Origin of the sequence: Massilia aquatica, from assembly GCF_011682045.1 — a bacterium.
Lineage (GTDB): Bacteria > Pseudomonadota > Gammaproteobacteria > Burkholderiales > Burkholderiaceae_D > Telluria_A > Telluria_A aquatica.
The window spans coordinates 77661-90757 of record NZ_VVIW01000025.1 but is presented as its reverse complement, the minus strand read 5'-3'; the positions used below and the strand labels follow the sequence as shown (position 1 = coordinate 90757).

General features: G+C 59.7%; 8 protein-coding genes and 4 tRNA genes. 1 reads left to right on the top strand and 11 read right to left on the bottom strand.

Annotation, left to right across the window (positions count from 1 at the left end):
* Positions 1 to 42: 42 nt before the first annotated feature.
* From F1609_RS28160 to F1609_RS28120, 9 genes are all read right to left on the bottom strand, one after another.
* A tRNA-Asp gene (locus F1609_RS28160) sits at positions 43 to 119 on the bottom strand.
* Between the two features lie 25 nt (positions 120 to 144).
* A tRNA-Asp gene (locus F1609_RS28155) sits at positions 145 to 221 on the bottom strand.
* 33 nt (positions 222 to 254) lie between these two features.
* Positions 255 to 330 (bottom strand) — tRNA-Val (locus tag F1609_RS28150).
* Positions 331 to 396: 66 nt separating this feature from the next.
* Positions 397 to 714: an HU family DNA-binding protein gene (locus F1609_RS28145; RefSeq protein ID WP_166879595.1), complete on the bottom strand. Its 318-nt coding sequence runs from the start codon at positions 712 to 714 to the stop codon at positions 397 to 399.
* A gap of 98 nt (positions 715 to 812) precedes the next feature.
* On the bottom strand, positions 813 to 3230 hold the full coding sequence (lon, locus tag F1609_RS28140) for an endopeptidase La (RefSeq protein WP_167080276.1): 2418 nt from the start codon (positions 3228 to 3230) through the stop codon (positions 813 to 815).
* Positions 3231 to 3514: 284 nt separating this feature from the next.
* On the bottom strand, positions 3515 to 4783 hold the full coding sequence (clpX, locus tag F1609_RS28135; protein ID WP_166879493.1) for an ATP-dependent Clp protease ATP-binding subunit ClpX: 1269 nt from the start codon (positions 4781 to 4783) through the stop codon (positions 3515 to 3517).
* Positions 4784 to 4999: 216 nt separating this feature from the next.
* A complete protein-coding gene (gene clpP / locus F1609_RS28130; RefSeq protein ID WP_166879491.1) occupies positions 5000 to 5617 on the bottom strand; it encodes an ATP-dependent Clp endopeptidase proteolytic subunit ClpP in 618 nt (205 codons plus the stop codon).
* A gap of 37 nt (positions 5618 to 5654) precedes the next feature.
* Complete coding sequence (tig, locus tag F1609_RS28125; RefSeq protein WP_167080274.1) at positions 5655 to 6995, bottom strand: trigger factor; 1341 nt, start codon at positions 6993 to 6995, stop codon at positions 5655 to 5657.
* A gap of 33 nt (positions 6996 to 7028) precedes the next feature.
* Positions 7029 to 7115, bottom strand: a tRNA-Leu gene (locus F1609_RS28120).
* A gap of 225 nt (positions 7116 to 7340) precedes the next feature.
* Between F1609_RS28120 and F1609_RS28115 the strand changes: the two genes are divergently transcribed.
* Complete coding sequence (locus F1609_RS28115; RefSeq protein WP_187363157.1) at positions 7341 to 8708, top strand: MATE family efflux transporter; 1368 nt, start codon at positions 7341 to 7343, stop codon at positions 8706 to 8708.
* Between the two features lie 99 nt (positions 8709 to 8807).
* Here the strand turns inward: F1609_RS28115 and F1609_RS28110 are convergent, their stop codons facing one another.
* Together F1609_RS28110 and F1609_RS28105 are read right to left on the bottom strand one after the other, a co-directional pair.
* Entirely contained in the window at positions 8808 to 11912 is a 3105-nt protein-coding gene (locus tag F1609_RS28110; RefSeq protein ID WP_167080272.1) for an efflux RND transporter permease subunit, read from the bottom strand.
* Positions 11909 to 13042 (bottom strand): efflux RND transporter periplasmic adaptor subunit, encoded by a 1134-nt coding sequence (locus F1609_RS28105; protein ID WP_229422108.1) that lies wholly within the window; start codon positions 13040 to 13042, stop codon positions 11909 to 11911. The genes F1609_RS28110 and F1609_RS28105 overlap by 4 nt, the downstream gene beginning before the upstream one ends.
* Positions 13043 to 13097 lie beyond the last annotated feature (55 nt).

Sequence of the window (13097 nt, the reverse complement as noted above, 5' to 3'; positions counted from 1 at the left end):
CAACTGAACTACCACTCCACAACATCACTTCTTATTCTTCATTGGCGGAGCGGACGGGACTCGAACCCGCGACCCCCGACGTGACAGGCCGGCATTCTAACCAACTGAACTACCACTCCTCAAATCCGAACATGCATTTTTTACTGGCGGAGCGGACGGGACTCGAACCCGCGACCCCCGACGTGACAGGCCGGTATTCTAACCAACTGAACTACCACTCCCGTAAAAAACACTGGGTACCACATGCCAGGCTCTGGTGGGGGCTGAGAGGCTCGAACTCCCGACCCGCGCCTTGTAAGGGCGCTGCTCTACCAACTGAGCTAAACCCCCGCAAGCGCACCTGTGTCACCAGGTGCTTCCGACATTTTCCGGTGATTGTCACCTCACCGAAGGACATTAGTTTACTGCATCCTTTAGCGCTTTACCAGCTTTAAATTTAGGAACTTTCGCCGCCGCGATCTTGATCGCTTCCTTGGTGCGCGGATTGCGGCCGGTGCGCGCGGCGCGCTCGCCCACCGAGAAGGTGCCGAAGCCCACCAGGGTCACGCTGTCGTTCTTCTGCAGACTGGCGGTGACGGCATCGATCATGGCGTCGAGCGCCCTCGTGGCCGAGGCCTTGGTAATGTCCGCCGACTTCGCGATTTCTTCGATCAATTCTGTTTTGTTCACTTGTGCCCCATTAAGAGTTGCGGCGAAAGGAAATTCGCAGCGCATATTAAACAAGCCGTCCCCCGGCCTGTCAAGCCAAATACAACCCGAAAAAAAAGCAAGCGTCACGAGGACGCTTGCTTCTGTACTGCGGTAGTGGCAGATTAGTGTTTCACGACGTCCGTCTGGGGCGCCGCGCCGTCCACCTGGGCGGTGGCGGCAACGGCGGCCACGGCCGGCACTTCCACCACCGGCGTCGGCATGCGTTCCAGCGCGATTTCGAGCACCTTGTCGATCCAGCGTACCGGAACGATTTCGAGCTTGTTCTTCACGTTGTCCGGAATCTCGGCCAGATCCTTGACGTTCTGCTCCGGAATCAGGACGGTCTTGATGCCGCCGCGATGCGCCGCCAGCAGTTTTTCCTTGAGGCCACCGATCGGCAGCACTTCGCCGCGCAAGGTAATCTCGCCGGTCATCGCCACATCGGCGCGGACCGGAATCCCGGTAAATACCGACACCAGCGCGGTGGTCATCGCAATACCGGCCGATGGTCCATCTTTTGGCGTGGCGCCTTCCGGCACGTGAATGTGAATGTCGGCTTTTTCGAACACGTCATTCTTGATGCCGAGGCGGTTGGCACGCGAACGCACCACGGTGCGCGCCGCTTCGATCGATTCCTTCATCACGTCGCCCAGGGTGCCGGTGCGGATCACGCCGCCCTTGCCCGGCATTTGCACCGCCTCGATGGTCAGCAAATCGCCGCCCACTTCGGTCCATGCAAGGCCGACCACCTGGCCGATCTGATTCTCTTTCTCGGCCACGCCAAAGTCGTAACGGCGCACGCCCAGGAACTTGTCGATGTTCTTGTTGTTGACCATGACCTTTTTATCGGCCTTTTTCAGCAACAGCATCTTGACGACCTTGCGGCAGATCTTCGAGATTTCGCGCTCGAGCGAACGCACGCCGGCTTCCCGCGTGTAATAACGGATGATGTCGCGGATCGCGCCTTCGGCCACGGCGATCTCTTCTTCCTTCAGGCCATTCGCCTTGATCTGCTTCGGCAGCAGGTAACGCTGGGCGATGCTGGTCTTTTCATCTTCCGTGTAACCGGACAGGCGAATGACTTCCATGCGGTCGAGCAGCGCCGGCGGAATGTTGAACGAATTCGAGGTCGCCACGAACATCACATCCGACAGATCGAAGTCGACTTCGATGTAGTGGTCCGAGAACGTGTGGTTCTGTTCCGGGTCCAGCACTTCGAGCAGGGCCGAGGATGGATCACCGCGGAAGTCCGCGCCCATCTTGTCGATTTCATCGAGCAGGAACAGCGGGTTGCGCACGCCGACTTTCGCCAGCGATTGCAGCACCTTGCCCGGCATCGAACCGATATACGTGCGGCGGTGGCCGCGGATCTCGGCCTCGTCACGCACGCCACCCAGGGCCATGCGCACGAACTTGCGGTTGGTGGCCTTGGCGATCGATTGACCGAGCGAGGTTTTACCCACGCCCGGAGGACCGACGAAGCACAGGATCGGTGCTTTCAGTTTGTCGACGCGTTGCTGGACCGCGAGGTATTCCAGAATGCGTTCTTTGACCTTGTCGAGGCCATAGTGATCGCCCTCGAGGACTTTTTCGGCGTTCGACAGGTCGTTATTGACCTTGGACTTTTTCTTCCACGGCAGATTGACCAGGGTGTCGATGTAGTTGCGCACCACGGTCGCTTCGGCCGACATCGGCGACATCAGCTTGAGCTTCTTGAGTTCGTTGGTCGCCTTGTCCAGCGCTTCCTTCGGCATCTTGGCGGCGATGACTTTCTTCTCGAGTTCGTCGATATCGGCGCCATCTTCGCCCTCGCCCAGTTCTTTCTGGATTGCCTTGACCTGCTCGTTCAGGTAGTACTCGCGCTGCGACTTTTCCATCTGGCGCTTGACGCGGCCACGGATGCGTTTTTCCACTTGCAGGATATCGAGCTCGCCTTCGAGCTGGCCGAGCAGATGCTCAAGACGCTTGGCGACATTGAAGATCTCGAGGATCACCTGTTTCTGCTCGAGCTTGAGCGGCAGATGGGCGGCGACGGTATCGGCCAGGCGGCCGGCGTCGTCGATCCCTGCCAGCGAAGCGAGGATTTCAGGAGGAATCTTTTTGTTCAGTTTGACGTACTGGTCGAACTGCTGGACGATCGCGCGGCGCATCGCCTCGACTTCGGAATCGTCGCCGATTTCCGAATTGAGCGGGGTCAGGTCGGCGATGAAGTGCGTCGGCGCATCGCTGATGTGGTTGATGCGCGCACGCTGGGCGCCTTCGACCAGCACCTTGACGGTGCCATCGGGCAGCTTCAGCATTTGCAGAATGTTGGCCACGCAACCGATTTCGTAGATGTCGGACGCGGAGGGCTCGTCTTTGGCTGCGGCTTTCTGGGCCGCCAGCATGATGCTCTTGCCCTGTTCCATGGCCGCTTCCAGCGCCTTGATGGATTTAGGACGGCCGACGAACAATGGGATCACCATATGCGGGAAGACGACCACGTCGCGCAACGGCAGTAAGGGCAGCGTCGTTTGCTCGGTTAATTTGGAAGTTGTCATGGCATACCTTATAGAAAGCGTGTTGACGATATTGGCACTATCTGCCAAAACACAAGACCGGCGGATAAAATATTTCTACAAGTTATTTGAGTATTCATCAACTTGAATCAAATACAACCGGAATAATCTAAAAAAACTTTATCGGAACATCAAATAAAAAAGCCACCGCGCAGCGGTTCCGCTGCGAGTGGCTTTTCGAGTGAAGCCTGATTCTTTTATTGAGGTAAATTGTACCGCCAAGAATTCAGGAATCAATGCTTTTGTTGCGCGCGCATCGCAGAATTTCAGTTTTCGCCCGATGCCTTGGCGCTTTCGCTGTAAATCAGTAAAGGTTTTGCGCCGTTTGTGATCGAATTTTCATCGATAACGACCTTGATGACATTCTGCTGATTTGGCAATTCGTACATTACATCGAGCAGTGCATGTTCAAGAATGGAACGCAAACCGCGCGCACCGGTCTTGCGCGCCAATGCCTTACGGGCAATCGCGTGCAAAGCGGCCGGACGGATTTCCAGTTCCGCGCCTTCCATTTCGAGCAACTTGGAATACTGTTTAATCAACGCATTCTTTGGCTCGATCAGAATCTGGATCAGCGCTTCCTCGGTCAATTCGGACAGTGCGGCAACCACCGGCAGGCGGCCCACCAGTTCCGGGATCAGGCCGAACTTGATCAGGTCTTCCGGTTCGGCTTCGAGCAATACGTCGGCGCTGGCGCGCTGGGACTCGCTCTTGACACTGGCCGAGAAACCGATGCCGCTCTTTTCGGAACGGTTCTGGATGATCTTGACCAGGCCATCGAACGCGCCGCCGCAGATGAACATGATGTTGGTCGTGTCGATCTGGACGAAATCCTGGTTCGGATGCTTGCGCCCGCCTTGTGGCGGCACCGATGCCATGGTGCCTTCGATCAGCTTGAGCAGCGCTTGCTGCACGCCTTCGCCGGAGACATCGCGGGTAATCGACGGATTGTCGGATTTGCGCGAAATCTTGTCGATCTCATCGATGTAGACGATGCCGCGCTGGGCCTTGTCGACTTCGTAGTTGCAGCTTTGCAGCAGCTTCTGGATGATGTTCTCGACGTCTTCGCCCACATAACCGGCTTCGGTCAGGGTGGTGGCGTCGGCGATCACGAACGGCACGTTGAGCATGCGCGCCAGGGTCTGGGCCAGCAGGGTCTTGCCCGAACCGGTAGGACCGACCAGCAAGATGTTGCTCTTTGCCAGTTCGACTTCGTCCTTCTTGCCCAGGTGCTTGAGACGCTTGTAATGGTTGTAAACCGCAACGGACAGGATGCGCTTGGCCGTTTGCTGGCCGATCACGTATTGATCGAGCAATTCCTTGATCTCGTTCGGGGTAGGCAGATCCGACTTGGCGCCGGCCACCGTCTCGACGTTCGAGGTCTCGTCACGGATGATGTCGTTACACAGGTCGATGCATTCGTCGCAAATGAAGACGGATGGACCTGCGATGAGCTTTTTCACCTCGTGCTGGCTCTTGCCGCAGAACGAGCAGTAGAGGAGTTTTTCGCCGCTGGAGGATTTTTTTTCTGACATGGGGCAGGTTTCTCTTGAATTGCTATAAATGTAACGCGAACAGACGCGCAACATGAGTGCGCGCTAACAGCATGCTACCCGAAATAAAAACGAAACGCCCGAACGTTGTAGCGCCGGGCGTTCTTTCAGCAACAGCTTAGAGGAACGTAACGGCTGCGCTGGTGCAAACCGGACTGATCCGGTGTGCCGCCCGCCGTCACGAACCGCGCCGACAACTTATTCGCGCTTCGCAAGGACTTTGTCGATCAGGCCATACTCGGCAGCTTCTTCGCCCGACATGAAACGGTCGCGGTCGGTATCCTTGTGGATCTGTTCCATCGTCTTGCCCGTACGTTCGGCCAGAATATGGTTCAGGCGCTCACGCAGGTAGAGGATTTCTTTCGCCTGGATCTCGATGTCCGACGCCTGCCCTTGCGAGCCGCCCGACGGCTGGTGAATCATGATGCGCGAGTTCGGCAGCGAAAAACGCTTGCCCTTGGCGCCGGCCGCCAGCAGGAAGGCGCCCATCGAGGCCGCCATCCCGGTGCACAAGGTCGACACGTCCGGCTTGATGAAGTTCATCGTATCGAAAATCGCCAGGCCGGCCGACACCGATCCGCCAGGCGAGTTGATGTACAGCGAAATATCCTTGTCCGGATTCTCGCTCTCGAGGAACAGCAGCTGCGCAACGATCAGGTTGGCCATCTGGTCATGCACCGGCCCGACCATGAAAATCACGCGTTCCTTGAGCAGGCGCGAGTAAATATCGTACGAGCGCTCGCCGCGGCCGCTTTGCTCCACGACCATCGGAATGAGGCCGAGTGCTTGTGTATCCAATGCCGGATTATGATTCATACCTGTCTCTTCCTTTGTAAGCAGCCTAAAGCAGACTTTAAGCTTGTGCGTTGCTTCCCATCAACTCGTCAAATGCAACAGCCTTGGCTGTGACTTTCGCGATACCGAGTACATAGTTAACGACGTTTTCTTCCAATACAAGAGCTTCGACTTCCGACAGGCGGCGGCGATCGCTGTAGTAGTACTTGAGTACTTCACGCGGATCTTCGTAGCTTTGGGCGAAATCTTCGATCTGTGCCTTGACCTGCTCAGGGGTTGCCTGCAGCTTGTTGTCGCCAACCAGTTGCGACAGGATCAAGCCCAGGCGCACGCGGCGCTCGGCCTTGGTGGCGAACAGTTCTTGCGGGAATGGCATGTCTTTGACATCCATGCCGCGCTGCGCCATGTCCTGGCGGGTCATTTCGGCCAGGCGGTCCGCATCCTGGGCGATCATGACTTTGGGAACTTCCATGTCGGTGACCTTGACCAGGGCATCCATCACGGCTTCCTTGTTGCGTGCCTTGACGCGGCCCGCGACTTCGCGTTCCAGGTTGACTTTGATGTCAGCGCGCATTTTTTCCAGGTCGCCGTCTTCCATGCCCAGCGATTTGGCGAACTCGGCATCGACTGCCGGCAGGTGCGCCCATTCCAGCTTTTTCAGGGTGATGGTGAAGTCGGCGGTTTTGCCGGCCACATCGGCACCGTGGTAATCTTCCGGGAAAGCCAGCGGGAAGGTTTTCGCTTCGCCGACCTTCAGGCCAACGGTGGCCGCTTCGAATTCCGGCAGCATGCGGCCTTCGCCGAGCACGAATGCGTAGTCTTCAGCTTTGCCGCCTGGGAATTCAACGCCGTCGATCACGCCGACGAAGTCGACGGTGACGCGGTCGCCATTGGCTGCGATGGCTTCGCCGCCGTCGCCGTGTTCACCGGCTTCACCCTTGGTGTGGTAATGCACGCGCTGCTTGCGCAGGATTTCGATGGTCTTTTCGATTTCCGCGTCCGACACGTCGGCTTTCACGGTGTCGATTTCGACGCCGGACAGGTCGCCGATGACGACTTCAGGATAGACTTCGAAGGTGGCGTCGAACGACAGCACGCCTTCAGCGGAATCTTCCTTTGGTTCGATTTTTGGAAAACCGGCAACGCGCAGCTGGTTCTCGTTCGCAGCTTCGTTGAATGCGCGGCCGACTTTATCGTTCAGCACGTCCGATTCGATCTGGTAGCCATACTGCTGGGCAACCATTTTCATTGGCACTTTACCTGGACGGAAGCCAGGTGCCTTGGCCGATTTGGCCTGCTGTTTCAGGCGCTTTTCCACTTCCGTACGGACGTCAGTCAGCGGAAAAGAGATCGTCAAGCGACGTTCGAGTTTACCCAGGGTTTCGACTGCAGTTGCCATGTAAAAATCGTCCAAAAAATAGTATTAAACTCGTGGTGCGAGGAGGGGGACTCGAACCCCCACACCATTGCTGGCGTCAGGACCTAAACCTGGTGCGTCTACCAATTTCGCCATCCTCGCGGGATCGCAGCGGCGCCATCATGGGCGGCCGCATGCACCTTTCCATCTGAAAAAACAAAGGGCGCCCGACAGTGAAACCGGCCGCCCTGCACTGCCTTTGTTAGGGGCTACAACTTCAACCCGGTATTTTACTGGATTTTCTGACCACATAGGGCGTTTTTTGAATCGAGCTCGGGCGGCGTATAATTTGGAAACGTTTTCAGTCCCTTAAAGAAATACCTCCGCATGTCCTCCATTCAATATAACAAAGTCCGCAAGCTCAGTTTGTTCGCCATGACCTGGCCGATTTTTATCGAGCAGCTCTCGCATATTTTGCCGGGCGTGGTCGATACCTTCATGGTCAGCCACCTGGGCGATTCGGCGGTGGCCGGGCTGGCGGTGGCCAACCAGATCGTCGGCTTTTGCATCATCCTGTTTTCGTTTGTCGGGATCGGCAGCGCGGTGGTGCTGACCCATTACCTCGGTGCGGGCGACCGCGCCGGCGCCGAGCGCGTGGCCGCCACGGCGGTCGGCATCAACTTCTGGCTGGGAATGGTTGTCAGCCTGGCGATCTGGGGCTTGTCGGCGGACATGCTGCGCCTGCTGCAACTGCCGCCGCAACTGATGCCGTATGCGCAGCCCTTCCTGGCATTGATGGGCGGCACGCTGTTCATCGAATCGATCAACATCGCGTTCGGCTCGGTGCTGCGCGCGCACGGGCACACGCGCGAAGCGATGTATGTCGCCATCGGCATGAACGTACTCAATCTGATGCTCAACGTGGTGCTCATTTTCGGCCTGCTGGGCGCGCCGAAAATGGGCGTGATCGGAGCGGCGCTGTCGACCGTCATCAGCCGCGCCGTGGCCTGCCTGGCGCTGGCCTGGCTGGTGCGGCGCCAGCTCAAGCTGGGTGTGCGGCTGTCGTGGTTCATCAGCGTCTCGCGCGAGACCCTGGCGCGCATCTTGCGGATTGGTTTGCCCGCCGCCGGCGAGAATCTGTGCTGGCAAGCCAGCTTCATGGTCATTACGTATTTTGTCGGGCAGATGGGCGTGGTCCAGCTGGCCACGTTTTCATATGCGATCCAGCTGTCGATGATCATGATGATGCTGGGCATTTCGATCGGCATCAGCACCGAAATCATGATCGGCCACATGATCGGCGCCGGCGAGTTCGACGAGGCTTACCGGCAACTGCTGCGCAGCCTGCGCGTGGGGCTGGGCGTGACGGTGGTGACGACCTGCGTGGTGGTGCTGCTGGCGCCGTGGCTGTTCGGGTTTTTCAGCAAGGACCCGGCGATCGTGGCCGGCGGCGCGCTGCTGCTGAGAATGAGTTTGCTGCTGGAGCCGGGCCGCACCTTCAATCTGGTGGTCATCAATTCGCTCAGGGCGACCGGTGACGCCAGGTTTCCGGTGCTGATGGGCGCGTGTTCGATGTGGGGCGTGGCGGTGCCGCTGGCATGGCTGCTGGGCCTGCATTTCGGGTGGGGCTTGATGGGGGTGTGGATCGCGTTCACCTGCGACGAATGGGTGCGCGGTTTGGCGATGTACGCCAGATGGAAGAGCCGGGTGTGGGAAAAACATGCGCACGCGGTGCGGGCCCATGTAGCGGCGTGAGGCTGGCATCAAGCGCATGTTGCAAAACCGGGGACAGACCCCGTTTTTGCAAGGGTTTTTGTTGTAAAACCGGGGTCTGTCCCCGGTTTTACAACTTTCTCAGGTGCGCAGCGCGACGGCGTCGATCGGCTTTTTCACCCGGAACCAGGTCGCGTACAAGGCCGGCAGGAACAGCAGGGTCAGCGCCGTCGCCACCACCAGCCCGCCCATGATGGCGACCGCCATCGGACCCCAGAACACCGAACGCGACAGCGGAATCATCGCCAGCGCGGCGGCCGCCGCCGTCAGGATGATCGGCCGGCAACGACGCACCGCCGCCTCGATCACCGCATTCCACGGCTCCGCGCCGGCGGCAATATCTTGCTCGATCTGGTCGACCAGGATCACCGAGTTACGAATGATCATCCCGAACAGGGCAATCACGCCCAGGTTGGCCACGAAGCCGAACGGCCGGCCCAGGATCAGCAGCGCCATCGCGGCACCGGCCACGCCGAGCGGACCGGTCAGGAACACCAGCAGCGAACGCGAGAAGCTGTGCAACTGCAGCATCAAGAGCGTGAACACGATGAACAGCACCAGCGGCACGTTGGCGGCGATCGACGCTTCCGCCGCCGCGCTGTCGGCGGCTGCGCCCGCCAGCGAGATGGTGTAGCCAGGCGGCAGCGCCGCGCGCAGATCGGCCAGCTTCAAGCCGATCTGATCCGACACGGTCGGCCCCTGGATGCCGTCGACCACATCGGCCTGCGCCGTGATCGCCCATTCGCGCCCTTCACGCCATACCACGCCCGGCTCCCACACAAAGTGCGCACGCGCAATCTGCGACATGGTCACCGACTTGCCCGATGCGGTCGGGATATTGGTGTCGTTGAGCACCGCAATGGTGGCGCGCTCTTCGACCGGCTGGCGGATCACGATATCGATCAGCTTGTTGTCCTCGCGGAACTGGCCAATGGTGGTGCCCGACAAAATGGTATTGGCCGCGCGCATCACCGTTTGCGAGGTCACGCCCAGCGCGCGCAGTTTTTCCTGGTCCAGGTCGAGGCGCAGCACCTTGACCGATTCGTTCCAGTTGTCATTGACGCCGATGGCATTCGGGTTGGCGCGCATGATGTCCTTGACCTTGTCGGCAAAGTCGCGCACGACGGCAATCTCGGGACCGGCAACGCGGAACTGCACCGGATACGGCACCGGCGGCCCGTTCGGCAGCAATTTGACGCGGCCGCGCACTTCCGGGAAGTCCTTGGCGAAGATGTCGACAATCCTCAGGCGCAACGCCTCGCGGTGCTCCAGGCCCTTGGCCAGCACCACGATCTGCGACACGTTCGATTGCGGGAAGATCTGGTCCAGCGGCAGGTAAAAGCGCGGGCTGCCGTTGCCGACGTAGCTGGTCACGCTCTCGACATTGGTTTCCTTGGCCATCAGCTTCTCGAATTTCTTGACCAGCGCTTCGTTGGCCTTGAACGCGGTGCCTTCCGGCGTCCACATCTCGACCATCAGCTCGGGCCGGCTCGAATCCGGGAAGAATTGCTTCTCGATGAACTTAAAGCCGTACACGCCCAGGAAGAACACGAACAGGCTCAGCGCGATGGTGGTCTTGCGCCATTCCACGCACCAGGTGACGATGCGGCGGAAGCGCTGGAAGCCCGGCGTGTTGAACATGTCGCGCTCGCCCTCGCCGGCCGCGTGCGGCTTGACCTTGAGGATCATGTAACCGATATACGGCGTAAACACCACCGCCACCAGCCACGAAATCAGGAGCGCGATCGCATTGACCGAGAACATAGAAAAGGTGTACTCGCCGGCCGCCGACTTGGCCAGGCCGATCGGCAGGAAGCCCGCCGCCGTGATCAGGGTGCCGGTCAGCATCGGCATCGCGGTCGAGGTGTAGGCGAAGGTGGCCGCGTCGAAGCGCGACATGCCCTCCTCCATCTTGCGCACCATCATTTCGACGGCGATGATGGCGTCGTCGACCAGCAAGCCGAGCGCGATGATCAGCGCCCCGAGCGAAATCTTGTGCAGGTCGATGTTGAAAAACCGCATGAACAGGAAGGTAATCGCCAGCACCAGCGGAATCGTCAGCGCCACCACCAGGCCCGGGCGCGCATCGATGCGCAGCGGCTTGGTATGCAAGCCCAGCGCCAGGAAACTGACCGCCAGCACGATCACCACCGCTTCGATCAGCACCTTGATGAATTCGCTCACCGAGGCCGTCACCGCGCGCGGCTGGTCCGATACCCGTTCCAGTTCAATGCCGACCGGCAGCTTGGCCTTGATGCGTGCAACAGTCTCGTCCAGGCCCTTGCCCATCGCGATGATGTTGCCGCCCTTTTCCATCGACACGCCGAGGCCGATGACTTCCTTGCCGTTGAAACGCATCTTTTCGCGTGGCGGATCCTCGTAGCCACGCGTGATGGTGGCAAAGTCGCCCAGGCGGAAGGTAGTGCCGTTGGCGCGCAGTTCCAGGTTTTCCAGGTCTTTGGCGCTCATCAGGGCGCCGGTGACGCGCACTTGCAGGTTGTCGGTCGGCGTGACCAGCACGCCGGTTGCCTCGACCGCGTTCTGGGTGGCAATCTGGTTGGCGATGACCTCGAACGGCACGCCGAGCTGCGCGAATTTCTTGTGCGAAAACTCGATATTGAGTTTTTCGGCCTGCACGCCGAACTGTTCGACTTTCGACACGAGCGGTACGCGCAGCAATTGCTGGCGCACGAAGTCGGCGTATTCCTTGACCTCGGCATAATTAAAACCGTCGGCCGAGAGCGCGAAAATCGAGCCGTAGGTGTCGCCGAATTCATCGTTGAAAAACGGTCCGATCACGCCCGGCGGCAAGGTGCCGCCGATGTCGCCGATTTTTTTCCGTACCTGGTACCAGGCGTTGGCGGTCTCGCGCGGGGGCGTCGACTCGCGCAGTTGCAGGATGATGATCACTTCGCCCGGTTTGGAATAGCTCTTGATCTTGTCGATGTAGGGCGTTTCCTGCAACTTCTTCTCTAGCTTGTCGGTAACCTGCTCGGCCATCTGCACCGCGGTCGCGCCCGGCCAGATGGCGCGCACCACCATCACGCGGAAAGTAAACGGCGGATCTTCGTCCTGCCCCAGGTTCATGTAGCTGATCACGCCACCCAAGAGCAGCGCCACGATCAGGTAGCGCGTCAGTGGAATATGTTCGAGTGCCCAGCGAGAAAGATTGAAGCCGCCCTTCATTTGGCGACCTCGACCTGAGGCGCAGCCGCGCTCTTCTGCACAGGAACCGGATCGTTCGAGGAGGACTCCGGCGGCAAGATGGTCACTTTCTGGCCCGGCTTGATCAGGTTCACGCCGGCCGTCACCACGGTCTGCCCGGCACTCACGCCACCGGCCAGCACCACGTCGTTGGCGGAGGTGCCGGCCACGGTCACGGGAACCATGCGCACCACGCCCTTGTCGACCACCCACACCGAGGTGGTGTTCTTTTCGTGATACAGGGCGGTGAGCGGCACCTTGATCTGCGGCGTGGCCATGGTGCTGGCGAACTGCACCATCGCCGTCATGCCCAGCTTGACGTCGGCCGCGCTGTCGGGAATCGAGACCTTGACCGCGTAGGTACGGGTGGCGGGGTCGGCCACCGGCGAGACTTCGCGCACCTTGCCGGGAATAACCACATCCTTGTTGGCCCACAGGCGCACGGTCACATCGGTGAGTTTGCGCAATTCCTCGACCTTATCTTCCGGCAAACCAATGACGATTTCCTTCTCGCCCATCTTGGCCACGCGCACCACCGGCGTGCCGGGCGAGACCACCTGCCCCACTTCGGCGTCCACCGCCGTCACCACACCATCGACATCCGACACCAGCGTGGCATAGCCAGCCTGGTTGGACTGCCCGAAATACGCGGCCTGGGCCGCATCGACGGTCGCCTGCGCCGAACTGTAGGCCGATTGCTTGGCGTCCAGCACGGCCTGGCTGACAAAATTCTTCACGCGCAATTCCTGATAACGCTTGAGCTCGGCCTTGGCCAGGTCGCGCCCGGTCTCGGCGGCGCGCAGGTTGGCCTTGGCCTGGGCTTGCGAGAGCTTCAAGTCTTGCGGATCGAGCTGCATCAGCACCTGGCCCTTCTTGACCACGGTGCCGGCGTCGACCTTGCGCGCGGTAATCTTGCCGCCCACCCGGAACCCGAGACGCGATTCGACCCGCGCGCGCACCTCGCCGGCGAACTCGGCGTTGACGCCGACGGTGCTGGCGCTGAGCACCATGGCACGCACCGGACGAATGTCTTCCTTCTTCTCCACGGGCTTGGAACAGGCTGCCAGCAAGGCGGCCATGACGGCGGCGCTGAGAATGGTCGTCGGTGCCAAAGGTCTTTGGCGCAGGTTTTTCACGGGGAACACGGTGTTTTCCTTTACTATGCGG

Coding starts and splice junctions, on each gene's coding strand:
- F1609_RS28145 (WP_166879595.1), bottom strand. CDS start 714: ATGCGCTGCGAATTTCCTTTCGCCGCAACTCTTAATGGGGCACAAGTG.
- lon (WP_167080276.1), bottom strand. CDS start 3,230: ATGACAACTTCCAAATTAACCGAGCAAACGACGCTGCCCTTACTGCCG.
- clpX (WP_166879493.1), bottom strand. CDS start 4,783: ATGTCAGAAAAAAAATCCTCCAGCGGCGAAAAACTCCTCTACTGCTCG.
- clpP (WP_166879491.1), bottom strand. CDS start 5,617: ATGAATCATAATCCGGCATTGGATACACAAGCACTCGGCCTCATTCCG.
- tig (WP_167080274.1), bottom strand. CDS start 6,995: ATGGCAACTGCAGTCGAAACCCTGGGTAAACTCGAACGTCGCTTGACG.
- F1609_RS28115 (WP_187363157.1), top strand. CDS start 7,341: ATGTCCTCCATTCAATATAACAAAGTCCGCAAGCTCAGTTTGTTCGCC.
- F1609_RS28110 (WP_167080272.1), bottom strand. CDS start 11,912: ATGAAGGGCGGCTTCAATCTTTCTCGCTGGGCACTCGAACATATTCCA.